Origin of the sequence: Klebsiella sp. WOUb02 (genome assembly GCF_050058015.1) — a bacterium.
GTDB lineage: Bacteria > Pseudomonadota > Gammaproteobacteria > Enterobacterales > Enterobacteriaceae > Klebsiella.
The window spans coordinates 4261087-4284311 of sequence record NZ_CP170110.1 but is presented as its reverse complement, the minus strand read 5'-3'; the positions used below and the strand labels follow the sequence as shown (position 1 = coordinate 4284311).

17 protein-coding genes and 5 pseudogenes are annotated in these 23225 nt (G+C 56.5%); 8 read left to right on the top strand and 14 right to left on the bottom strand.

Annotated elements, in window-relative coordinates:
• Nucleotides 1–6 precede the first annotated feature (6 nt).
• Complete coding sequence (locus tag ABOC21_RS27905) at nt 7–1425, top strand: glutamate synthase small subunit (RefSeq protein WP_426814008.1); 1419 nt, start codon at nt 7–9, stop codon at nt 1423–1425.
• Nucleotides 1426–1578: 153 nt separating this feature from the next.
• On the opposite strand, the gene sspB is transcribed toward ABOC21_RS27905, so the two are convergent.
• From sspB to zapE (ABOC21_RS27875), 6 genes and pseudogenes are all read right to left on the bottom strand, one after another.
• The gene (gene sspB, locus ABOC21_RS27900) at nt 1579–2073 is read right to left on the bottom strand and encodes a ClpXP protease specificity-enhancing factor (RefSeq protein ID WP_426814007.1); all 495 of its coding nucleotides are present in this window, start codon (nt 2071–2073) and stop codon (nt 1579–1581) included.
• A 3-nt stretch (nt 2074–2076) separates the two neighbouring features.
• Entirely contained in the window at nt 2077–2715 is a 639-nt protein-coding gene (gene sspA, locus ABOC21_RS27895) for a stringent starvation protein SspA (RefSeq protein WP_041147437.1), read from the bottom strand.
• A 311-nt stretch (nt 2716–3026) separates the two neighbouring features.
• Nucleotides 3027–3419, bottom strand: coding sequence for a 30S ribosomal protein S9 (gene rpsI / locus ABOC21_RS27890; RefSeq protein ID WP_000829815.1), 393 nt, complete (start codon nt 3417–3419; stop codon nt 3027–3029).
• 15 nt (nt 3420–3434) lie between these two features.
• Nucleotides 3435–3863, bottom strand: a complete 429-nt coding sequence (rplM, locus tag ABOC21_RS27885) for a 50S ribosomal protein L13 (RefSeq protein ID WP_004106200.1) — start codon at nt 3861–3863, stop codon at nt 3435–3437.
• Nucleotides 3864–4141: 278 nt separating this feature from the next.
• Entirely contained in the window at nt 4142–4993 is an 852-nt protein-coding gene (gene zapE / locus ABOC21_RS27880; protein WP_426815593.1) for a cell division protein ZapE, read from the bottom strand.
• Nucleotides 4994–5057: 64 nt separating this feature from the next.
• Nucleotides 5058–5270, bottom strand: a pseudogene (zapE, locus tag ABOC21_RS27875) (AFG1/ZapE family ATPase); the annotation flags it as partial.
• Between the two features lie 190 nt (nt 5271–5460).
• On the opposite strand from zapE (ABOC21_RS27875), the gene zapG reads away from it, so the two are divergent.
• From zapG to degS, 3 genes and pseudogenes are all read left to right on the top strand, one after another.
• Nucleotides 5461–5859, top strand: coding sequence for a Z-ring associated protein ZapG (gene zapG / locus ABOC21_RS27870; protein ID WP_095099966.1), 399 nt, complete (start codon nt 5461–5463; stop codon nt 5857–5859).
• 175 nt (nt 5860–6034) lie between these two features.
• The gene (degQ, locus tag ABOC21_RS27865) at nt 6035–7402 is read left to right on the top strand and encodes a serine endoprotease DegQ (RefSeq protein ID WP_426814006.1); all 1368 of its coding nucleotides are present in this window, start codon (nt 6035–6037) and stop codon (nt 7400–7402) included.
• 114 nt (nt 7403–7516) lie between these two features.
• Nucleotides 7517–8576, top strand: a pseudogene (gene degS / locus ABOC21_RS27860) (outer membrane-stress sensor serine endopeptidase DegS).
• A 56-nt stretch (nt 8577–8632) separates the two neighbouring features.
• Here degS and mdh read toward each other — a convergent pair.
• Nucleotides 8633–9571, bottom strand: coding sequence for a malate dehydrogenase (mdh, locus tag ABOC21_RS27855; protein ID WP_426814005.1), 939 nt, complete (start codon nt 9569–9571; stop codon nt 8633–8635).
• Nucleotides 9572–9986: 415 nt separating this feature from the next.
• Here mdh and argR point away from each other — a divergent pair, with 415 nt between their 5' ends.
• The 3 genes from argR (at nt 9987) to yhcN-B (ending at nt 11445) form a co-directional block, all read left to right on the top strand.
• Nucleotides 9987–10457: a transcriptional regulator ArgR gene (gene argR, locus ABOC21_RS27850; protein WP_426814004.1), complete on the top strand. Its 471-nt coding sequence runs from the start codon at nt 9987–9989 to the stop codon at nt 10455–10457.
• A 353-nt stretch (nt 10458–10810) separates the two neighbouring features.
• Nucleotides 10811–11074 (top strand): peroxide/acid stress response protein YhcN, encoded by a 264-nt coding sequence (gene yhcN, locus ABOC21_RS27845; protein ID WP_426814003.1) that lies wholly within the window; start codon nt 10811–10813, stop codon nt 11072–11074.
• 104 nt (nt 11075–11178) lie between these two features.
• Complete coding sequence (yhcN-B, locus tag ABOC21_RS27840; RefSeq protein WP_426814002.1) at nt 11179–11445, top strand: DUF1471 family stress response protein YhcN-B; 267 nt, start codon at nt 11179–11181, stop codon at nt 11443–11445.
• Nucleotides 11446–11494: 49 nt separating this feature from the next.
• Here the strand turns inward: yhcN-B and ABOC21_RS27835 are convergent.
• The 4 genes and pseudogenes from ABOC21_RS27835 to aaeX form a co-directional block, all read right to left on the bottom strand.
• Nucleotides 11495–11769: pseudogene (locus ABOC21_RS27835) on the bottom strand (barstar family protein).
• 156 nt (nt 11770–11925) lie between these two features.
• Nucleotides 11926–13894 (bottom strand): annotated as a pseudogene (gene aaeB, locus ABOC21_RS27830) (p-hydroxybenzoic acid efflux pump subunit AaeB).
• A gap of 5 nt (nt 13895–13899) precedes the next feature.
• Nucleotides 13900–14832, bottom strand: a complete 933-nt coding sequence (gene aaeA / locus ABOC21_RS27825) for a p-hydroxybenzoic acid efflux pump subunit AaeA (RefSeq protein WP_426814001.1) — start codon at nt 14830–14832, stop codon at nt 13900–13902.
• 7 nt (nt 14833–14839) lie between these two features.
• Nucleotides 14840–15043: a p-hydroxybenzoic acid efflux pump operon protein AaeX gene (gene aaeX / locus ABOC21_RS27820; protein ID WP_004868260.1), complete on the bottom strand. Its 204-nt coding sequence runs from the start codon at nt 15041–15043 to the stop codon at nt 14840–14842.
• A 131-nt stretch (nt 15044–15174) separates the two neighbouring features.
• Here aaeX and aaeR point away from each other — a divergent pair, with 131 nt between their 5' ends.
• Nucleotides 15175–16104 (top strand): HTH-type transcriptional activator AaeR, encoded by a 930-nt coding sequence (gene aaeR, locus ABOC21_RS27815; RefSeq protein WP_426814000.1) that lies wholly within the window; start codon nt 15175–15177, stop codon nt 16102–16104.
• Nucleotides 16105–16182: 78 nt separating this feature from the next.
• On the opposite strand, the gene tldD is transcribed toward aaeR, so the two are convergent.
• The 3 genes and pseudogenes from tldD to rng all read right to left on the bottom strand — a co-directional run bounded on the left by tldD (nt 16183) and on the right by rng (nt 23225).
• Nucleotides 16183–17628, bottom strand: a complete 1446-nt coding sequence (gene tldD / locus ABOC21_RS27810) for a metalloprotease TldD (protein WP_426813999.1) — start codon at nt 17626–17628, stop codon at nt 16183–16185.
• Nucleotides 17629–17839: 211 nt separating this feature from the next.
• Nucleotides 17840–21641, bottom strand: a pseudogene (gene yhdP / locus ABOC21_RS27805) (AsmA2 domain-containing protein YhdP).
• Between the two features lie 114 nt (nt 21642–21755).
• Nucleotides 21756–23225, bottom strand: coding sequence for a ribonuclease G (gene rng / locus ABOC21_RS27800; protein WP_426813998.1), 1470 nt, complete (start codon nt 23223–23225; stop codon nt 21756–21758).

The window sequence follows — 23225 nt, the reverse complement described above, 5'->3', positions numbered from 1 at the left end:
ATTCAGATGAGCCAGAACGTATACCAGTTTATCGACTTACAGCGCGTTGATCCGCCAAAAAAGCCGCTGAAGATCCGTAAAATTGAATTTGTCGAGATTTACGAGCCGTTTTCAGAGGGCCAGGCTAAGGCGCAGGCAGACCGCTGCCTCTCCTGCGGCAACCCGTACTGTGAATGGAAGTGCCCGGTTCACAACTACATCCCTAACTGGCTGAAGCTGGCCAATGAGGGCCGTATTTTTGAAGCGGCAGAGCTGTCGCATCAGACCAACACCCTGCCGGAAGTGTGCGGCCGCGTGTGCCCGCAGGACCGCCTGTGTGAAGGTTCCTGTACGCTGAACGATGAGTTTGGCGCCGTGACCATCGGCAATATCGAGCGCTATATCAACGATAAAGCGTTCGAGATGGGCTGGCGTCCCGACCTTTCCGGCGTCAAGCAGGTCGGCAAAACCGTCGCCATCATCGGCGCGGGCCCGGCGGGCCTCGCCTGTGCTGACGTCCTGACCCGCAACGGCGTGAAGGCGGTAGTATTCGACCGCCATCCGGAAATCGGCGGCCTGCTGACCTTCGGCATTCCGGCATTTAAGCTGGAAAAAGAGGTCATGACCCGCCGCCGGGAAATTTTCACCGGCATGGGGATTGAGTTCAAACTCAACGTTGAAGTGGGCCGCGACGTTCAGCTCGACGATCTGCTCAAAGAGTACGATGCCGTATTCCTCGGCGTAGGGACCTACCAGTCGATGCGCGGCGGGCTGGAAAACGAAGACGCGAACGGCGTGTATGATGCCCTGCCGTTCCTGATTGCCAACACCAAGCAGACGATGGGCTTTGGCGAAACGCCGGACGAGCCGTACGTCAGCATGGCAGGCAAGCGCGTCGTGGTTCTCGGCGGCGGCGACACCGCAATGGACTGCGTACGTACCTCCATCCGTCAGGGCGCCACTCACGTTATCTGCGCCTACCGTCGTGATGAAGAGAACATGCCGGGCTCCAAACGCGAAGTGAAAAACGCGCGTGAAGAGGGCGTGGAGTTCCAGTTCAACGTTCAGCCGCTGGGCATTGAGGTGAATGCCAACGGTAAAGTGTGCGGCGTGAAGATGGCGCGCACCGAGATGGGCCAGCCGGATGCGAAGGGCCGCCGTCGGGCCGAAATCGTTGCCGGTTCCGAACACGTTATTCCGGTAGATGCGGTGGTTATGGCGTTTGGCTTCCGTCCGCACAGCATGGAATGGCTGGCGAAACACAGCGTCGAACTCGACTCACAGGGCCGTATTATTGCCCCGGAAGGTAACGAAAACGCGTTCCAGACCAGCAACCCGAAGATCTTCGCCGGCGGCGATATCGTGCGTGGTTCTGACCTGGTGGTGACGGCGATCGCCGAAGGCCGCAAAGCGGCTGACGGGATCCTCAACTACCTGGAAGTGTAACGCCAGGGCCCGGATAAACGCTCTATCCGGGCTCGATAAAACAACAAAGCCCGCAGGTGAAAGCCTGCGGGCTTTTTATTACGCGAGCTGCTGACGGCGCCAAAAACAGAACAGACCCCCAAGGGTCTGTTATCTGCGATCGACGAGAGGGGATTATTTCACGACGCGTAGCGCCGGCCGACCACCGCGCGGCGGCGGCGTATCATCAGGATCGTCCTCGTGATTATCCGGCTTATCGCCGTCAATCACCGACATCACCGTTTCGCTCTCGTTGCTTAATGATGCTTCGTCATCGTTCAGGCTGATGACGTCCTCATCATAGGCCGCTTCCGGCTCGAACATGGTCCCCGCGCCGTTTTCACGCGCGTAGATAGCCAGTACGGCAGCCAGCGGAACGGAGACGTTGCGCGGAACGCCGCCAAAGCGGGCATTGAAGCGCACTTCATCGTTAGCCAGCTCCAGATTTCCGACGGCGCGCGGAGCAATGTTGAGAACGATTTGTCCGTCGCGCGCGTACTCCATCGGTACCAGTACGTTTGGCAGTGTCACATCCACAACCAGATGCGGAGTCAGCTGGTTATCCAGCAGCCACTCATAGAACGCCCGCAGCAGGTACGGGCGACGCGGCGTTAGCTGCGATACATCCATCGGTTAGCCTCGACCGAGTCGCATTTCACGCTCGGGTTCAGTTAAGGAAGCCAGGAAGGAGTCACGCTCAAATACGCGAGTCATATAGCCCTTGAGCTCCTTCGCGCCAGCGCCAATCACTTCCACGCCGAGTACCGGTAAACGCCACAACAGCGGTGCAAGGTAGCAGTCTACCAGGCTGAACTCGTCGCTCAGGAAATAAGGCTTCTGGGTGAAGACCGGCGCAATCGCCTGCAGCTCTTCACGCAGCTGCTTACGCGCGTTGTCAGCCTGCGCGGCGGTGCCGGTCTGAATGGTATTCATCAGCGAATACCAGTCTTTTTCGATGCGTTGCATGTACAGACGGCTTTCACCACGCGCCACCGGATAAACCGGCATTAGCGGCGGATGCGGGAAACGCTCATCCAGATATTCCATAATGATGCGGGATTCCCACAGAGTGAGCTCACGATCCACCAGCGTCGGTACGCTTTGATTTGGGTTGAGGTCAATCAGATCCTGAGGTGGGTTATCCTTCTCCACGTGTTCTATCTCAAAACTAACACCTTTTTCTGCCAGCACGATGCGGACTTGGTGGCTATAGATGTCAGTAGGACCAGAAAACAGCGTCATTACCGAACGTTTGTTGGCAGCGACAGCCATGAAAACCTCCAGGTATATTCAGAATTTTGTACTGCTACCAGCCACGCATGGCCAGCCAGATGTAAAAACCCCATTCGCAGGAAGAGATTCTCGTTTTTGCAAGCAACAAAAAACGAACAATCACCAGCATTTGGGCAGAAAATTGGATGATAGTTTACCAGATCTTGACGACGTTGTGGTGAGGGGATTCTGGAAATGCTGAAAAAGTGGTAAGAATGGGTGACTTAGCCGCGGAAAGCGGCCGTTTTATCCATAAAAAAACCCGCCGAAGCGGGTTTTTTCGCAAATTGTTCTGCGTGAGCAGAAAACAATTAACGTTTGGAGAACTGAGGACGACGACGTGCTTTACGCAGACCGACTTTCTTACGTTCAACCTGACGAGCATCACGGGTAACGAAGCCAGCTTTACGCAGTTCGCCACGCAGGGACTCATCATACTCCATCAGAGCGCGGGTGATACCGTGACGGATCGCACCAGCCTGACCAGAGATACCACCACCTTTAACGGTGATGTACAGATCCAGTTTCTCAACCATGTCGACCAGTTCCAGCGGCTGACGAACTACCATGCGGGCAGTTTCACGACCGAAGTACTGTTCCAGAGAACGTTGGTTGATAACGATTTTGCCGTTGCCCGGTTTGATGAAAACGCGAGCTGCGGAACTTTTGCGGCGACCAGTGCCGTAGTATTGATTTTCAGCCATTGCCTATAATCCCGATTAGATGTCAAGAACTTGCGGTTGCTGTGCCGCGTGGTTGTGCTCGTTACCAGCGTAAACTTTCAGTTTACGGTACATAGCACGACCCAGCGGGCCTTTTGGCAGCATGCCTTTAACCGCGATTTCAATCACACGCTCAGGACGGCGAGCAATCATCTCTTCAAAGGTCGCTTCTTTGATACCACCGATGTGGCCGGTGTGGTGGTAATACATTTTGTCTTCACGCTTGTTGCCGGTTACAGCAACTTTTTCTGCGTTCAGAACGATGATGTAATCACCAGTATCAACGTGCGGAGTGTATTCCGCTTTATGCTTGCCGCGCAGGCGCAGAGCCAGTTCGGAAGCCAGACGGCCCAGAGTTTTACCGGTCGCGTCAACAACATACCAGTCGCGTTTTACGGTTTCTGGTTTAGCTGTAAAAGTTTTCATTAAAAGCTTACCCAAATAAATAAGTTACACGTTGGTGAACACCCAAACGTTTAGTCAGTTGAGGTTCACACGACATTGTCCAGCAAACCTACCCCTTCGAATAGCCTATGCCGGCGCATAGAAAGTTTTGGGAAAAAAACCTTCTCGTAACGTGGGGTCGCAAGATTATAGAGAAGTCGCGGGTAAAGATCGACCCCTTTATGTGATTTGGATTGGTTTTTTGGCCCCCTGGCGCTGGCGCCTCGGCCCTCTCCAGGCGGTAGAGGGAGAAAGGCGCGTCACGGCATATGAGGGCGCTTTAAATACTCCTCGCTCTGCATTTCCTGCAGGCGTGACAGACAGCGCTGGAACTCAAACTTCAGGCGTTCGCCCTGGTAAATTTCGTGCAGCGGCACCGCCGCGCTGACCGCCAGCTTAACGTGGCGCTCGTAGAACTCATCGACCAGCGCAATGAAGCGTCGCGCCTCGCTCTCCAGCTGCATCGTCATCACCGGGACATCAAACAGCATCACGGTATGGAACAGGCGAGACAGCGCAATGTAGTCATGCTGGCTTCTCGCATCGACGCATAGCGTTGTGAACGACGCCGCCAGGGTTTGGTTCTCCACGCCGAGCGTGGGCAGAGGGCGGTGGTTAATCTCCAGCACGGGCGTCTGCTCGCGCTTAGCGCCGGCCAGCGCAAGCCACAGCTTATCCATCTGCTGCCGGGTCTGCTCGTTGAGCGGCGATAGCCAAAGGTGGGCCTGAGTGAGCGTACGCAAGCGGTAATCAATGCCCGCATCGACGTTCATGATGTCGCAATGCTGCTTGATCGCCTCGATAGCCGGCAGGAAGCGAGCGCGCTGCAGGCCGTTACGGTACAGATCGTCCGGGGGAATATTTGAGGTCGCCACCAGCGTGATGCCGCGCGCAAACAGCGCCTTCATTAACCCGCCCAGCAGCATGGCATCGGTAATGTCTGAAACAATAAACTCATCAAAGCACAGCACATCGGTTTCCGCCTTGAAGCGGTCGGCAAGGATCTCCAGCGGGTCGCTGTGCCCCTGCAGGGCAATCAGACTCTTCATGAACGCGCAGCATAAAGCGGTGAAAGTGCAGGCGCTGCTTACGCTCGCCGGGCAGGCTCTGATAAAAGAGGTCCATCAGCCAGGTTTTACCGCGCCCCACGCCGCCCCACATGTACAGGCCGCGGGCGGAGCCCGTTTCAGGCGCTGGCTCACGTTTGCCCAGCAGTTTGCCAAATTTCGCCCGCAGGCCGCCGCTTTGCGGCGTCGGCGCGGGTTTTGCCTGCAGTTCATGATAAATAGTATCGAGGCGGCTTACCGCTTCTTGCTGGACGCCGTCGGGCTGATGAGAGCCCTCTTTGAGCGCTAAAAGGTAACGCGATGTTGGGGACAGGCTTTGCATGATCTAATTGTTATTCCTTGAAAATCGTAACGTCAAAGCTCACGATTGTCGAAAAAAAGGCCATTCTACACTACGCGATGATACGCTAGGATTCCACTTCTGTGGAATTAGCGGTTATAGTGGCACTATCGGGCGCAGGCGGAGAGCCTCATAGCCACCCTACGGAACCACAAAACAACGGGAGATGTACATGACCTGGGAATATGCGCTGATTGGGCTAGTTGTCGGTATCATCATCGGTGCCGTCGCCATGCGTTTTGGCAACCGCAAATTACGTCAACAGCAGGCGCTGCAGTTCGAACTCGAAAAGAATAAAACAGAACTGGAAGAGTATCGTGAAGAGCTGGTCAGCCATTTTGCCCGCAGCGCCGAACTGCTGGATAACATGGCCGATGACTATCGCCAGCTGTACCAGCATATGGCAAAAAGCTCCAGCAACCTGCTGCCGGATACCATGGCGGAGGCCAATCCGTTCCGTAACCGTCTGGCTGAATCAGAAGCCGGTAACGATCAGGCGCCGGTGCAGATGCCGCGCGACTATTCTGAAGGCGCATCCGGCCTGCTGCGCGGCGGTGCAAAACGCGACTAATCCTGTGGTTAGCGTAAAAATATTTTCCGGGCGCACTCTCTGCGCCCGTCTTCTCCCCTACATCCCAGCTACAATTTAAAACATTGACCACATTGTTACCTGGTCGAAAATTCAATAACATCAGGCCATTCGGGACGTTTTTCCACACACCTCAGGTTACGAGAGCCAGCATCTAATGAAGAAACAGACTTTGCTGTTGAGTGCGTTAGCGTTAAGCATCGGGTTATCGTTGTCCGTTATACCTACGGCTACGGCGTCGATACCCACGCAGGTACCGGGCCAGGGGGCAGTACCGAGCCTTGCGCCGATGCTGGAAAAAGTGCTGCCTGCGGTAGTTAGCGTCCAGGTTGAAGGCACCGCCTCTCCTGCGCAGAACATGCCGGAAGAGCTGAAAAAATACTTTGGCGACAATACGCCGCAGGAGCAGGCTCAGCCTTTTGAGGGTCTCGGTTCCGGGGTTATCATCGACGCGGAAAAAGGCTATGTGCTGACAAATAACCACGTCATCAGCCAGGCGCAAAAGATCAGCGTCCAGCTAAACGATGGCCGCGAGTTTGATGCGAAGCTGGTCGGCAGCGACGATCAAAGCGATATCGCCCTGCTGCAGCTGCAAAAACCGACCCATCTGACGCAAATCGCCATCGCCGACTCCGATAAGCTGCGCGTGGGTGATTTTGCCGTCGCCGTCGGCAACCCCTTCGGCCTCGGGCAGACCGCCACCTCGGGCATTATCTCCGCCCTCGGCCGCAGCGGCCTGAACCTGGAAGGGCTGGAGAACTTCATCCAGACCGATGCCTCGATTAACCGCGGTAACTCCGGCGGCGCGCTGCTGAACCTGAACGGCGAGCTGATAGGCATCAATACGGCGATTCTGGCGCCGGGAGGCGGCAGCGTCGGTATCGGCTTCGCCATTCCCAGCAACATGGCGAAAACCCTTGCTCAGCAGTTGATTCAGTTTGGCGAAATCAAGCGCGGCCTGCTGGGAATTAAAGGTACTGAAATGAGCGCCGATATCGCTAAGGCGATGAACATCGACGTTCAGCGCGGCGCTTTCGTCAGCGAAGTACTGCCGAACTCCGGTTCCGCGAAAGCGGGGATTAAATCCGGGGACGTGATCGTCAGCATGAACGACAAGCCGCTCAACAGCTTTGCCGAGCTGCGCTCGCGTATCGCCACCACCGAGCCGGGAACGAAAGTGAAGCTGGGGCTTCTGCGCGACGGCAAGCCGATGAACGTTGACGTCACGCTGGATAAGAGCACCTCTTCCAGCGCCAGCGCCGAGCTGATCATCCCCGCCCTGCAGGGCGCATCGCTGAGCGATGGCCAGATGAAGGACGGCACCAAAGGCGTGGTGGTTGATAGCGTCGATAAAGCCAGCCCTGCGGCACAGGTCGGCCTGCATAAAGACGATATTATCATCGGCCTTAACCGGGAGCGTATTAGCACTATCGCCGAACTGCGCAAGGTGCTGGAGAGTAAGCCGGCGGTGATCGCGCTTAACGTGATGCGCGGTAACGAAAGCATCTATCTCCTGCTGCGCTAATGCACGGGTCCGGGAGCGGGCGACGGGACGCGGAGTGCGTCCCGGTAACGTGAAAGACGACGCCGGTAAGTCGTGCTATGCTGCGCCTGTCCATTCATCAACGATACCTGCATCATGCCTGGAAAGCTTTTACGTTCAGTACTCATTGGTTTGATCGTCGGGGGCCTGCTGCTGGCCGCAATGCCCTCACTGCGTCAATGGCATCTGTCGACGACGACCCAGTACGATAGCGCGGACGAATCGCCCGTCAGCTATAATTCTGCCGTCCGCCGGGCGGCGCCTGCGGTGGTCAACGTCTATAATCGCGCCCTCAACGGCAGCAGCCAAAACCAGACTGACTCTGGGCTCCGGCGTCATCATGGACCAGCGTGGATATATTCTGACCAATAAGCACGTTATTATCGACGCTGACCAGATCATCATCGCGCTGCAGGACGGCCGTGTCTTTGAGGCCCTGCTGGTCGGTTCTGATACCCTCACCGATCTGGCGGTATTAAAAATCAACGCCAACGGCGGTCTGCCGGTTATCCCGATTAATCCGAAACGCGTGCCGCATATTGGCGATGTGGTTCTGGCGATTGGTAACCCTTATAACCTCGGGCAAACCATTACCCAGGGGATTATCAGCGCCACCGGTCGTATCGGCCTTAACCCGACGGGTCGACAAAACTTCCTGCAAACCGATGCCTCTATCAACCACGGCAACTCCGGCGGCGCGCTGATCAACTCGCTGGGCGAGCTGATGGGCATTAACACGCTCTCATTTGATAAAAGCAACGATGGCGAAACGCCGGAAGGGATCGGTTTTGCGATCCCCTTCCAGCTGGCAACGAAGATCATGGATAAGCTGATCCGCGATGGTCGCGTGATCCGCGGCTATATCGGCATTAGCGGCCGCGAGATCGCGCCGCTGCATGCCCAGGGCGGCGGCATCGATCAGCTGCAGGGGATTGTGGTTAACGACGTCGCGCCGGATGGCCCGGCGGCTCAGGCCGGGATCCGCGCCAACGACGTGATCATCTCGGTCAATGACAAGCCCGCGGTTTCCGCCCTCGAAACCATGGACCAGGTTGCTGAGATTCGCCCGGGTTCAGAAATCCCGGTGGTGATCATGCGCGAAGATAAGAAAATCACCCTGCATATCGCCGTACAGGAATATCCGGCAAGCAACTAGCCGCCATAAAAAAACCGGAGCACGATCTGCTCCGGTTTTTTATTCACATCTCAATCTTACTTATTAACGAAATCTTCGCCCAGAGCGATATCTTTCTTCAGCGTATCGAGCATGCCTTCCAGCGCCTGCTGTTCAAACGCGCTGAGCGTGCCAATCGAACGGCGCTCTTCCACGCCATTTTTGCCCAGCAGCAGCGGCTGTGAGAAGAAGCGAGCATACTGACCATCGCCTTCAACATAGGCGCACTCCACCACGCCCTTCTCACCCTGCAGCGCGCGGACCAGGGAGAGGCCGAAACGCGCTGCCGCCTGGCCCATAGAGAGGGTTGCCGATCCGCCACCGGCCTTGGCTTCAACGACTTCGGTGCCGGCGTTTTGAATACGTTTCGTCAGGTCTGCCACCTCTTGTTCGCTGAAGCTTACGCCCGCGATCCGGGAGAGTAACGGCAGGATAGTGACGCCCGAGTGGCCGCCAATCACCGGCACTTCGACATCAGATGAGGATTTACCTTTCAGCTCAGCGACAAAGGTATTAGAGCGGATGATGTCCAGCGTGGTGACGCCAAACAGCTTGTTCTTATCGTAAACGCCGGCTTTTTTCAGCACTTCCGCCGCAATAGCCACCGTGGTATTCACCGGGTTGGTAATAATACCAATGCAGGCCTGCGGGCTGGTTTTGGCAATCTGTTGGACCAGATTTTTCACGATACCGGCGTTAACGTTAAATAAATCGGAGCGATCCATGCCTGGCTTACGCGCAACGCCAGCGGAAATCAGCACCACATCAGCGCCTTCGAGCGCCGGGGTCGCGTCTTCACCGGAGAAACCTTTGATTTTTACATCGGTAGGGATATGGCTAAGATCAACCGCCACGCCCGGGGTTACCGGAGCAATGTCGTACAACGAGAGTTCTGAACCTGAAGGCAGTTGGGTCTTAAGTAGTAGGGCAAGCGCCTGGCCGATTCCACCAGCGGCGCCGAGGACTGCAACTTTCATCCTAAACTCCTTATTATGGTTAATATAGTCTTTCGTTACTCCGTCGCCTGGACCTTAATTCACAAGATGAACAATTACAATAAGTATGGTTGAAGAATGCGTTCTGGCGCGCAGCGATGCATCCGCTTCGCATTTTCATCCCTGAGACTGACCATCCAGCAAAACGTAGTACCGGACCGACTAGTGGTTACAATACACCCAGCCTGTTTGGCAAAACAACACCATTCTCATAACATTTAATTTACTTTTACAGCTATTTACGCCCCGTGATGAAGGCATGTTCCTTAGCAGGGTTATTTGCTAAAATATGCCCCCTTCATAACATTATTTACTTTATCCCCTTGCGGATTATTTGCATAAAAATTCATAGTTATGCATAATGATGTTGTTTTTACCACCATAATCCGGGTGACTTATGCGAAGTTCGGCAAAACAAGAAGAACTGGTTAAAGCATTTAAACTGCTGCTTAAAGAAGAAAAATTCAGCTCTCAAGGTGAAATCGTCCAGGCGCTGCAGGAAGAAGGTTTCGATAATATCAACCAATCGAAAGTCTCCCGCATGCTCACAAAATTTGGCGCGGTGCGAACCCGTAATGCCAAAATGGAAATGGTCTACTGTCTGCCTGCCGAGCTTGGCGTTCCGACGACGTCCAGCCCGCTGAAAAACCTGGTACTGGACATCGACTATAACGACGCCGTCGTGGTTATCCACACCAGCCCGGGCGCAGCGCAGCTTATCGCGCGTCTTCTCGATTCCCTGGGTAAAACGGAAGGCATCCTCGGCAGTATTGCGGGCGATGACACTATCTTTACTACCCCGGCCAGAGGCTTTACCGTCAAAGATCTGCACGACGCGATTCTGGTCCTGTTTGAACAAGAGCTTTAAGCCCTCTCCCTCTGGCTGACGCCGGAGGGCCCTTCAAAAAATGCAGCATTTCTTTAACATTTAGTGTGTTTTTTCACTGCTATACATTCCTTTACTGAATGGAACAGCCGAAAACGCACAAAATATCAAATACACCCATCATTATGATTTTATTAGCAATAATGTAAGATCATGGCTAATAAATGACATTTCTAATTCTTATATGTTATAAAAAAGACATTTCTATGTAATTATTTACATTCAAAACAATTAGCACGGTATTAATATTTTTGGTGATTAGTGTATACTTGATTTTGTGATGAGGGTCACAAAACAAAGAGCCCTCAAGAATAAGATTCGACGAGGTGAACATCATGAAAATCAAAACAACCGTAGCTGCACTCAGTATCCTGTCCGTTCTCTCTTTTGGCGCTTTTGCCGCTGATTCAATCAACAGCGATCAGGCTCAAGGCCGCCAGTCAATCGGCACCGTTTCCGTCGGCGCGGTAAGTTCTTCCCCGATGGATATGCACGCGCTGCTGAACCAAAAAGCGCAGGAGGAAGGGGCTTCTTCCTATCGCATTATCGAAGCGCGTAGCGGCGACCACTGGCACGCAACGGCGGAACTTTATAAATAAGTTTTAACGCTTATCGGTTATTCACTGAATACAGAATATCTCCAGCGGCCCAGGTACATAGCAAACCTCCCGCCGCTGCAATCAACATGGTTGGAGTAAAAATTATGAAAACTGCAATGATCATCGCATCCCTGGGCCTGGCTTCGGTACTCTCCTTCGGCGCCAGCGCCGCTGTACATCAGGTCAATGCCGAACAGGCTCAAAACCTACAGTCCATAGGCACCGTTTCTGTCTCACAGGTAGGCAGCGCACCGATGGATATGCGTCAGGAACTGGCGGCGAAAGCCGCTAAAGAAGGCGCCAGCAGCTACCGTATTATTGAAGCCCGTACCGGCGATACCTGGCACGCTACGGCTGAGTTGTACAAATAAACCCTCGTCGTCTTATCCGACGACTTGCCCCCGCCTGTCGGGGGCTTTTTTATGCCTGTCTGGCATTAAAACGTAGTTCCCCTTCCACTCTTCTTCCGCTTCATCAAACAGCAAAATCAAAGCGCCAAAGCGCCGACGCTGCTTATCGCTCAAGTGAATAAACTCAATCTCTAACGGTAGCGGCAGCAGGCCGCCGGTGGTCGCCTCCCAGAGCGAATCCAGGTTGTTTACCCTATCTCGATTCAGCTCAAAGACGCGCGAAAACTCCCGATAGAAATCCTGCTGTTCCGCTATATCATCGAAATCAAACGTATAGACCGTCATCGCCCGCCCCCGCTTAAAACCCGCCGTCATTCCCCGCTAAATACCATACCGCCGGACGGTCGCTTTACCATCCTTATATTTCTCAATCGAAGGGGTCCCGTTGATGAATAAGTATAGCGATAAAAAAACCGACGCTTCAGGCGTCGGTTTTGGTCTTTAGCTATTCGTCAACACATGCTGATACTTACGCAGCATCTCCACCAGCCGTCGAACCGGCTCCGTCACCTGCGGCGAGGCTTCCCAGAGCCGTAGCTTCTCCTGATAAATATCCAGCTCGTCGAGCAGGCGGGAGAAGTAGCGCCGACGCTTGTCATCATTACCGGCGGAGATCACGTGATCCGCAGTGCGGCGCAGCTGGCGATGGTATGACGATAGATCGTCATTAACCGGCACCGGCGCATCCCGCAGGCGCTGATGGGCAATAATCAGCGTCAGCGCGAGGCGGAAACGGGCAATATCGTCCGGGAACTTGTTCAACAGTAAGAAGAGCTGCTGATAGAGGGCCGGCAGATGGTTCTCTTTGCGCCTGGCGGTATTGGTGGTCAGCGATGACACCGCCGCCGAGACAAACTGATTGAGCAGCACGCGCCCGGTGCGCGCTCGCGAATTATCCCGCACCAGCAGGATAACCATCAGCGCGAGGAAACAGCCGACTATCTGACCTAACGCGCTATCAAGGAACTGGCTGAACTGAAACTGCATCGGGTTATCCAGCACCAGGATATTGATGGTACCGGCTAGCGCCCCCAGCGATCCCAGCCGCCGCTTCTGTACTTCAATCCCGATGAAGAATGCCATCACCGCCAGGCTAATACATAGCAGCAGCATGCTTTGCTGCGTGGCGGGCATAATCACGAGGAAGAAAAACGCCCCCAGCGGTAGGGCCGCCAGCATCCCGTAGAGGAAGTCCAGCGCCACCATGCGCGGGTTCGGCAGGCGCATCGCCAGCGCCGTGACCACCGCGATCATCACCATTGCCCCGCTGCCGGAGGTCCAGCCGGTCCACAGCCAGAACAAGGTACCGAGAATGCACGAAATGGAGGTACGCCAGAAGTTCACCATCGCATGATGGCGCTCTGCCGACTCGGCCTTCATCACCACTTCGCCCCGCAGCACTTCATCTTCAATACGGCTAATTTTGGTATTGCCGACGACGCCCCTTTTTAACAGCAGATAGCGCGTCGCGGCCCCGACCCAGCTATAGATCGTGACCGGCGTATTATGCTCCCCTTTCCAGGTCAAAAAGCGGCGCATTCTCTTCAGCTGGCGATGTACATCCTGCACGTTCTCAACCGGCTCGGCGAACAGCTCGCGGTAGTCATCCGTCACCATTTCCGGGCGTGAATTCTGGATTAAGTAGGTCTCGCAGGCTTGGGTGATCAGCGTCAGGGAGAGGGTATTAATCGCCTTCAGGCGCTGGTTCACCTTCGCCCAGCGCGAGGATTCCATAATCAGGTTTGCGCGCATACCTTCCAGCGCGCTGGTCCGGCGAACCAGCGCGCCCCAGGCTTTATCCACGACTTCGCTATCGCCATGCGCCACGCAGAGCTGCATCAGGCGATAGTGTTCAACCAGCAGGTTATCCAGCTCCAGATCGATCTCTTTTTTGATCGACCGCGGCGAAAACAGCAGGTCCGCCACGATGGCGCTGACAATACCGACCACAATCTCGCTGCAGCGCTCGACGGCAAACTGCGGCGCCAGCATCGGATCGGTATGAATGGTGATAACGATAATCAGCGCGGTATAGCCCGCCAGTCCCCAGGCGTAGGAGTTTTCAACCCGCACCAGGGAAGAGATCCAGGTACAGAACCCGGCCCACAGGCAGCACACCAGCATCATCAGCAGCGGGGCGCGGATCATCAGAATGATAATCGCCAGCGCCGCGATACAGCCGATAAAGGTCCCAACGATACGCAGCATTCCACGATAGCGGATGGCGCCCGAATAGGGCTCTCCCCCGGCCGCGAACGCCGGACCCGCGGCCACAATTGCCGCCGTCAGCACCGCCCAGCGGGGCGTTTCCAGCTCGAAAGTGAAAGCCGACAAAAAGCGCCAGCACCACCGCGCTCGCCAGCTTAACGGCAAAACGCAGGTGCCGGGGGTCAATAGTGAAGATCCCCATGATGATTAACCAAACTCACGCAGGCGCATGGCTAGTTTCTGGAAGAAATTCGCCTGCCGGGCGTCGCGATCCTCTTTGCCGGTAATCACCACCGTTGCGGTAGTCCCCGCCGGCCAGATATTCCCCTGCTGCCGATCGAGGCGAATCCGCACCGGCACGCGCTGCGCCAGACGCACCCACTCGAGGTTTGAGTCCACGGAGGCCATGCCTTTTGCATCGCTGCTGCTGCTGGCGTTGGTCACCCCGGCGGCAATGCTGTCAACCGTCCCTTTGATCGTGCGGTTGCTGCCCAGCGGGGTAATCTCCGCCCGGAAGCCTGGACGGACGCCCTCCAGCTTGGTCTCTTCGAGATAGGCCATGACGTAGAAGGTATTCTGCTTCACCAGCGCCACCGCCGTAGAGCCGCGGGTAATAAATTCCCCGCCGTAGACGTTGAGGTTGGTCACCCAGCCGTCGGCCGGCGCGCGGATAACCGTCCGCTGAAGGTCGAGCTTCGCCAGATCGCGGCTGGCTACCGATTTCGCCAGCTGGTGTTCTACCGTTTGCAGAACGTTATTGGCCTGATCTATCTCTTCCCGGGACATCGCCTGAACGCCGAGCCGGTTACGACGGCCGGCTTCAACGCGCTTTTCCTGCGCCAGAGTTTGGTAATAGGAGACGTCGGCCTCGGCCTCTGCCAGCGCCTTCTCATAACGCGGTTGGTCAACCACGAATAAAACCTGACCTTGCTTAACCAGCTGGTTATCCTTGATATTAACCTGCGAAATAAGCCCCGAGACGTCGGGCGCGATGGCCACGATATCGGCGCTAAAGCGCGCATCGCGCGTCCACGGCGATGCGGTGTAGTAGACCCACGCGCGGAAAATTGCGACAAATGCCAGGATAACCAGTATCACAGTGATTGCGGTACGGAAGATATTTCTTGTTAGTGTTTTCACATCAACCTCAAACGAACAAACGCGATATCAGATAAAAAAGGCAGCAATATAACGCGGTATTAAACAGTGCAGGGTGCCAGACGAAGTCATAGATACCGGTAGGAACCAGCAGTCGGTGCACCAGCCAGAAAATGGCCAGCGATATTAACAGCTCAAAGAAGATCGGCGGAAACGACAAGCCGAAAATCACGATGACAGGAAACAGACTCATGATGACCTTGATAAGAAGCGTGCAGGTGGTAAGCGTGAAGCATTTATTATGTAGCTAACAATATAGTAACGTAACAATTGCAGCATGATCTATATTATGTGATCTAAATCACTTTTAAGTCAGAGTGAACAATGGAACGACTAAAACGCATGTCCGTTTTTGCCAAAGTGGTTGAACTGGGTTCATTTACCGCCGCGGCCCGCCAGCTCCAGATGAGCGTTTCTTCCATCAGCCAGACCGTATCCAGGCTGGAAGATGAGCTGCAGGTAAAGCTGCTCAACCGCAGCACCCGCAGCCTTGCCTTAACCGAAGCCGGGAAGATTTATTATCAGGGCTGCCGCCGGATGCTGCATGAAGTCCAGGACGTCCATGAGCAGCTTTACGCGTTTAACAACACGCCAATCGGCACGCTGCGCGTCGGCTGCTCTTCAACTATGGCACAGAATGTCCTGGCCCACATTACCGCAGGCATGCTCAAAGAGTACCCCGGGCTGTCGGTCAATCTGGTCACCGGGATCCCGGCGCCGGACCTGATCGCCGACGGTCTGGACGTGGTTATTCGCGTCGGCGCGCTGCAGGATTCCAGCCTCTTTTCGCGTCGTCTGGGATCGATGCCGATGCTGCTCTGCGCGGCAAAAAGCTATCTTCAGCAGGCCGGGATCCCGGAAAAACCGGCGGATCTTGCCGGCCACTCCTGGCTTGAATACAGCGTGCGTCCGGATAACGAATTCGAAATCATCGCGCCGGAAGGGATCTCGACGAAGCTGATCCCGCAGGGGCGCTTCGTGACTAACGATCCGATGACCCTGGTGCGCTGGCTAACCGCCGGCGTCGGGGTCGCTTATGTTCCGCTCATGTGGGCGATCGAAGGGATCAACCGCGGGGAGCTGGAGATCCTGCTGCCAAGCTATCAGTCGGATCCCCGCCCGGTATACGCGCTGTATACCGAAAAGGACAAGCTGCCGCTGAAGGTGCAGGTGTGCATTAACTACCTGACCGAATATTTTGTCGAGGTGGCGAAAATTTATCAGGGGATGCACGGCCGCGGGCTCGACCATTAGCCGCTGGTGATAACGCGCGGCGGGATAAGTACAGGAAAGGTTACGCCTTCGACGAACGCGAAGGCGTATTGGAGATACTCAGGCTGTGCCGCCGACGGTGAGCTTATCAACCTTCAGCGTCGGCTGGCCGACGCCAACCGGCACGCTCTGGCCCTCTTTACCGCAAACGCCAACGCCGCTATCGAGCTTCAGATCGTTCCCCACCATGGAAATCTGCTGCATGGCTTCAATCCCGGAGCCGATAAGCGTCGCCCCTTTCACCGCCTTCGTCACCTTACCTTTTTCAATCAGATAGGCTTCAGAGGTGGAGAAAACAAACTTGCCGGAGGTGATATCCACCTGGCCGCCACCGAAGTTCGGCGCAAAGATACCGTAATCAACCGATTCGATAATCTCCTGCGGCGTCGATTTGCCAGCCAGCATGTAGGTGTTGGTCATACGCGGCATCGGCAGATGCGCGTAGGATTCGCGACGGCCGTTGCCGGTAGCCGCGACGCCCATCAGGCGGGCGTTGAGCTTGTCCTGCATATAGCCTTTGAGGATACCGTTCTCGATCAATACGTTGTATTGACCCGGCGTGCCCTCATCATCAATCGCCAGCGAACCACGGCGATCGGCAATGGTGCCGTCATCGACCACGGTACAGAGTTCTGATGCCACCAGCTCGCCCATATGACCGCTGAACACCGAAGTGCCGCGACGGTTAAAGTCGCCTTCCAGGCCGTGGCCTACCGCTTCATGCAGCAGTACCCCAGGCCAGCCCGCGCCCAATACCACCGGCAGCATGCCGGCCGGGGCCGCCACGGCGGAGAGATTAACCAGCGCCATGCGCACCGCTTCTCTTGCCCAGGCGTCAGCGCGAACTTCGCCCTCTTCGTTGCCCAGAAAATAGTCGTAGCCGAAACGTCCGCCGCCGCCGCTGGAGCCGCGCTCGCGTTTGCCATCATCTTCCACCAGCACGCTGACGGAAAGGCGTACCAGCGGTCGAACGTCCGCCGCCAGCGTACCGTCGGTGGCCGCCACCAGGATCAGTTCATACACGCCGCTGAGGCTGGCAGAAACCTCCTGCACGCGCTTATCGGCGGCCCGCGCCGTTTTGTCTACGCGACGCAGAATGTCCAGCTTCTCTTCACGGCCCATACTCTGCAGCGGATCGATGCTGGCATACAGCGGGCTATACTCCACCGCCCCCAGGGTGCGCACCTTACCGTCGCCGCTGTCGCGCACGATGGTACGCGCCGCCTGCGCGCTTTGTTCCAGCGCCAGCAGGCTGATTTGGTCAGCATAGGCGAAGCCGGTCTTTTCGCCGCTTACCGCGCGAACGCCGACGCCCTGATCGATATTATACGAACCATCTTTGATGATGCTGTCTTCCAGAACCCAGGATTCGTGATAGCTCGACTGAAAATAGAGATCGCCATAATCAAGACGGCGCTCGGCCAGCTGGCCAAGAATGGCAAAAAGGTCCTGATGGTTCAGGCCGTTTGCCGACAGTAATTGTTCACTTACCAGGTTCAGACTCATCGTTTGCTACTCGTTTGTTGCCGCCTGTGAGGCGGAAATAGATACCCTAAATAGTTCAGGCTGCAGAAAGGCGCCAACTGAGAGTCCGCCGGCAGCACAGAAAACCATGCGACCGGGGCGAACAAGCGTAGCCAACGCATCTGCAGCTTGAAATATAACGGATATAGAACGCTATCTATTGAGAGTGCGATAATTCCCCGCAATCGTCAAATCATTGCTTTTTGTCGCTGCGCGCCTGACGCAGCACTTCATTGATTTGCGGCTGATCGATAGGACCGGTGATGCGATAGCGCAAAATAGACACTTTATTCCACAGCGGCCCCAGCACCTTGCTGGCGGCAAACACCGCGGCCCCGACAATCGGGTTAATCACGAACGCCGTTGCCACGCCGACGGTCGCCGAGATCTCCGGCGCCACCACGGCCTGCAGGTCCAGCTGGCGGCGCACGAGGTCCACCGAGCCTGTCATCGCAATATCCGCTTCAAGGCCGTCAACCAGCGTATCATCGGTGTTCAGCACGCCATCTTTAATCCATGCCGTGCTGCGGATCGAATCGAACCAAAACCCTTCGCTGAAGGTGTCGCTGAAGTCGAAACGCAGCTTGCGCAGCAGCGCATCCACGCTCAGCAGGCGCAGGAGCTGGCCAGCGTGGCCGGTGCTCAGGTCGGTAAACTCGCCCTTACCAAGATGACTTTTCAGAACCCCGTTGAGCGAGGCCACGTCCGGCTGCCACGGCGGCGCGCGCCAGTGCAGATCGTAATCGACATCAAACGACGAACCTTTCACCGGCGTTGATACGCCAAAGAAGCCAAAGAAAGAGTCCGTTTTATTGCCGTGGAGCTTACCCTTCAACGACGTGCGTACGCCGTTTGCCGCATTAACCCACTCGCCATCGGAGGTCAGCCGGCCAAAGCCGGTATCCACCAGCCCGTTTGCAAGGGTTAGCGTATCGCCGCTGATCGCGAAGTCGCCGTCGATACGCCCGTATTTCTGCCCCCACAGCCAGCACTCCGCGCAGCGCAGCTGGAGATCCGGCCAGCCGCGAAAATCGATACGGCTATCGGCAAAAGGAGTGCTGCCGCCCGGCGCAGCATCGCTCTTCTGCGCGGCGGCCGGGTTGTAGTAGAGGTAGCGAATAGCCGCCAGCCACGGGGCGTTTTGCCGCATCGTCAGGGAAGCGTTAATTTCCCGCCCCTGCGCTTCAACCTTCGTACCACCGGCCTCCGGACGCGAGACAAGGCTAACGTTATTCCAGCTTTGCCCGGCAAAGGTCAGCGACGGCGTCCGCAGGGTAACGCGCTCAGGGAAGATAGTATTGCTGCTGACTTCGTTGGCCGCACCGCCCTGGAACAGGGCCAGCCACTGCGCGCCATCCATCGGCGGCATATTCAGCTCTACGCCGGCCTGCTCGGGGAGCGGAGAAACGGCCTTGCTGTCGGAGGTTAAAATCGCCCGATCCAGCGTCAGCTTACGGTTCAGCAGCCAGCGGCTGTTGATATGGTTTTTCGCGCCAATGGAGCCGGTCAAATCAAAGCTGTTTAGCCCGCCCGCGACGTTGATTTTCACCGGCAGCGCTTCGCCAGCCGGCTTGTCTACGGGTGCAGGTAAGTGACTGCTCACATTTTTCAGATCGCCGTTAATATCGACCTTATAGCTTGCGCTGCCGCGATACGGCAGCTCAATCGCCACCTTACCGTCCCACGGCACGCTGCCGCTTACCGCCTCATCGATAGCTTTCGGCAGCAGGCCGGTACGCGACGGCTGCCAGCTGGCGTTCATTCCCACGTCGACCAGGAAGGCTTTCGGCCCCTCGGTGGTGGAAAAATTGAGGTTTAGCGGCTGATTAAACCAGCTGGCGCTCATGTTCTCGCTTTTCAGGTCGCCGTTTACAAAGCTGAATTTACCGCTCAGGTTGTTCAGCGTTGCGTCGATAGGTTTGATAAACAGGCTGTTATTTTTGAGGTTCACATCGCCTTTGGCGGTCGTCAGCTCGCCGTCCAGCGGAATGTCGAGATGTAAGCGAGCGCTCACACCACCATCCAACTGCAGCTCGTCCAGCGCGGCGCCCAGCGTCTCTTTGAGCGGCGTCTCTTTGAAGTAAGGGCCAACCTCTTTACCCGCGCCGTTGATATCCGCGTCGATCAGCAGCTTTTCCCGCGCATAGTCAGGGATCGCCGCCTCAAGGTTGCTGGCGGCCACCTTGCCCAGCATGACCTTATCGGCCTTCATCCACAGCCCGTTATTAATAAAGTCGAGGTTGATGTCCAGGCCGGTCAGCGCGGGCCAGTCTGGCTGGAAAGCGAAGGTGGCATTGGTCAGCGGAACGGAAACCTCGAACTGGCCTTCGTTGTGCAGATAGGGGAACAGGTGCGGGTTGCCGCCGTAAACCAGCGTCGCATTCGTGGACTGGCCACCCTGAATCGCGCCGCTGAGGTAATCCACCAGCTCTTTGCCCATCAGATTTTCCGGGAAATAGCGCCACGCCTGACCGCCGTCATTGGTGCTGATCCCTGCCAGAATCCCCAGCCACGGTTCATCTCCCTGCGGCTGCAGATAGCGGAAGCCGCCCCGGGCGCGCACGCCGGTCGCCTGGACGTCAATATTGCGCCCGTCGAGCATAAAGCCCTTTTCATTCTTCACCCAGCTAAGGGTCGCGTCGCCCTGAGCGATCTCCAGCGGCGCGCGAAATACCGTTTCATAGGGCATTTTCGCCTGCGTCATGCTGGCATGCAGAGAGCCGTTCTCTACGCTCCCGGCGACGCTGCCGGAGAAATGCTCCGCACCGGGCAGCAGCTTCCACTGCTTCCACGAAAAATCGCTCCAGCTGGCCTGGAAGCGGGATTTTTCCGCCGCCTGCAGCGGGATATCCAGCGCCAGAAGATTAATTTTGCCGTTCGGCTGGGTGGTACGCCAGATTTCGCCGAGCGCGGGCGCCAGCTTATCGGCAAAAGGCTGCAGCCCGGTGAGACCGTTCAGTTCAAGGTTGCTCGCGCGGATGCGCAGCTCGTCGCTACGAGAATGGTCCTCCCCGCCGACGTCCTGCGCCGGGATCCACGCCATCGCCAGCGCGCCGCGGGGCCAGGACTTGCCATCAATAGAGATTCGGGTATCGGGGATATGGAAGCCCCAGCCCTGCCCGTTGCGGGAGATGTGCGCCGTCAGGTTATCCACCGCCAGCCGATGGGGCTGCGTATCCCCTTGCCAGCTGGCGCCGCCTTTTTTCAGCCACACGTCACCGCCGGCGATATCGCCTTTGTCGATAGTCATCCAGCCTTCGAGGCTAAAACGGGCGCTTTGCAGGGCGATATTGTCCTGCATCCAGCGGCCCAGCCACGGCTTCACGTCAATATCATCCGCCTGTAGCCAGACCCGGCCCTGGTTCAGCAGGCCGTTTTCATCGCGCAGATCCATCCGCACCTTCATCACCCCGTGCTGACCATTGAGGCTGGAGAGGCTCAGCTCGCCTTCCGCGCGGTGCCGATTCTTACCGTTCAGCCAGGTGAGCTGCGGAACGGCCAGCTCGGCGCGCTGACCGGAAAGGGTCAGGAAGCTCAGGTGGCTATCGCGGAGAATAAAGTGATCGAACTGGCGGAGGAACAGATCGCCGATGCGATCGGTTTTCAGGCTCTCGCCGCCGTCGTTGGTCTGGATCGGCGTGTTGGTGTGGATTTTTAGCTGCCAGAAGGTGAGATCGCGAAACTGCCAGCGCATGTGGAGCAGGCTTTGCCAGACGTCCAGCGCGAGGGTAACGCGCTTAACCGACAGCTCGCCGCCGTCTTTAAGCCCGGCTTTGACATCGCGGGCGTCGAGGGTAGGGCCAAAAGTTTCCCAGCTGGCGCTCAGCCGTGAGGCATCGACCGGAGCGCCGGAGATCGCGGAGATTTTCTCCAGCAGCTGGGGGCGCCATGCGTCCAGCCTGCGGCAGCACGAGACGCAGACCGCTCACCAGCAGTGCGATGACAACAATCAGTGTCGCCACGGTGAGCAGTAATATCCCGGGCAGTCGCCTCACGCATCTCTCCTTGTCAAACTGTTACACCTCATCCTTGATCTGCCCCTCAGCGCGGCGTTCATTCGCGCCGGCCAGCATCGCGACCGGAAGGCTGAACGAGGGCAAACCAGATGATTACATCATCACCACATCAAACTGCTCTTGATTATAGAGCGGTTCAATTTGCACTTTGACCTGTTTACCGACAAAGATTTCGACTTCCGCCAGCGCGTGGGACTCTTCCCCCTTCAGGGTTTCCGCGACGGCAGGAGAAGCATAGACCAGGAAACGATCCGAGTCGTAGGCATGATGTACGCGGACAATCTCGCGCATGATTTCATAGCACACCGTTTCAACCGATTTTACCGTACCGCGGCCGTGACAGGTCGGGCAGTCCTTGCACAGCACGTGCTCCACGCTTTCACGGGTGCGCTTGCGGGTCATCTCCACCAGCCCAAGCTGGGAGAAGCCGTTGATGCTGGTTTTCACCCGATCTTTGCTCAGCGCCTGCTCCAGCGAATGCAGCACCCGGCGGCGGTGATCCTCATTATTCATATCAATAAAATCAATGATAATGATCCCGCCAAGGTTGCGCAGCCGTAGCTGGCGGGCAATCGCCTGAGTCGCCTCAATATTGGTATTGAAGATGGTATCGTCAAGATTGCGGTGGCCAACGAAGGCCCCGGTGTTGATATCGACGGTGGTCATCGCTTCGGTCTGATCGATGACCAGATAGCCGCCGGACTTTAGCTCTACTTTCCGCTCCAGCGCGCGCTGAATTTCGTTCTCTACGTCAAAGAGATCGAAGATCGGCTGGCGGCCGCTGTAGTGCTCGAGCTTGCTGGTCATCTCCGGCATATATTCGGCAGTGAACTCCAGCAGCGATTCGTAGGTCAGGCGCGAGTCGACGCGAATGCGGTCGAGATGGGCGTCGGCAAAATCGCGCAGCACGCGCTGAGCCAGCGCCAGTTCGCCGTACATCTGATAGCGGGTCTGCTGGCGCTTCTTACGCTCCATCACCTTGGTCCAGACGCGCTTGAGGTAGGCGGCATCGGCGGCCATTTCCTGCTCGTGTACCCCTTCAGCCGCCGTGCGGATGATAAATCCGCCCTGCTCATCGCAGTAGTCGGCAACCACCTTCTTCAGCCGCTCGCGCTCCGCTTCGCTCTCAATGCGCTGGGAAACCCCAACGTGCGAGGCGCCGGGCATAAACACCAGATAGCGGGAAGGAATGGTGATATCGGTGGTCAGACGGGCGCCCTTCGTGCCGAGGGGGTCTTTCACCACCTGTACCATCAGGTCCTGGCCCTGACGCACCAGCTCGGAGATATCGCGCACGGTGAACTGCTTTTGCTCTTCCCCGGCGACGCACTCGGTGTGCGGCATGATGTCCGACGCGTGCAGAAATGCGGCCTTATCCAGGCCAATATCTACAAAAGCCGCCTGCATTCCCGGCAGCACTCGACTAACACGACCTTTGTAGATATTGCCTACGATCCCACGCCGCGCTTCGCGCTCAATATGAATTTCCTGCAGAATACCGCCATCGATATACGCGACGCGCGTTTCCGATGGCGTTACGTTCACTAATAATTCAGCCGTCAT